This is a genomic window from Acidisoma sp. L85, from assembly GCF_009765865.1.
In the GTDB taxonomy this organism is placed as follows: Bacteria; Pseudomonadota; Alphaproteobacteria; order Acetobacterales; family Acetobacteraceae; genus Acidisoma.
This window is the reverse complement of record NZ_LMUQ01000071.1, coordinates 1-701: the sequence shown is the minus strand read 5'-3', so window position 1 is coordinate 701 and position 701 is coordinate 1. Positions and strand designations below refer to the sequence as shown.

The window sequence follows — 701 nt, the reverse complement described above, 5'->3', positions numbered from 1 at the left end:
GAGGCCATGATCCATGTCGCCATGGGAAGCCTGCTTTTACGCCGGATCGCCCATGACTGACCTTTCTCAAACGGACTGTAATCGGTATCCTGCTCAGCCACAACCAAGCGCGGCCTGGGTCACGCAAAGGTCTCAGAGCCCTCTTAAAGCTGACCAGTCCCGGACCTTGAACACAGCGTCGGCGAAGGCCTGCGGCGCCTGCTGCGGAAGATTGTGTCCCGCGTCGACGATACGGTGTTCCTGCAGCCCGACGAACATGCTGGCATGATCCGCGGTGCCCCCAGGCTTGAGCGGGTCGGTCGCCCCATCGAGCGTCACCGTCGGCACTGTGATGGTGGGCTTCTGCGCCAAACGGTCCTCAAGTGGCTGCAACGCATGGTCGCCAGCGTCCAAGCCGAAAGAGCAACGGTAGCAATGAATGACGACATCCACGAAGTCGGGATTGTCGAAAGCGGCCGCCGATCAATCGAAGACTGGCTCTTCGAACTGCCAGCCGGGCGACGGCATTGTCACGGTAACCGGGTCTGGCGGGCGGCCCGATCCTGCGCCAGGATGGAGGAATGAAGAAGCCGCCCGACCCTCATTATCGCCATCGTTTTCCAGCTGAGCTGATGAGGCACGCGGTCTGGCTCTATCATGTATTCAGCCTGAGCTTTCGAGATGTCGAGCTGCTCCTGGCGGAGCGCGGCATCTTTGTTTCT

General features: G+C 60.6%; 1 protein-coding gene and 1 pseudogene. One reads left to right on the top strand and one right to left on the bottom strand.

The genetic code is table 11. The features are described 5' to 3' along the window. Window positions 1-132: 132 nt before the first annotated feature. The gene (locus GSQ83_RS23455; protein ID WP_216850518.1) at window positions 133-372 is read right to left on the bottom strand and encodes an alpha/beta fold hydrolase; all 240 of its coding nucleotides are present in this window, start codon (window positions 370-372) and stop codon (window positions 133-135) included. A gap of 188 nt (window positions 373-560) precedes the next feature. On the opposite strand from GSQ83_RS23455, the pseudogene GSQ83_RS23450 reads away from it, so the two are divergent. Beyond that, window positions 561-701: pseudogene (locus GSQ83_RS23450) on the top strand (IS6 family transposase); the annotation flags it as partial.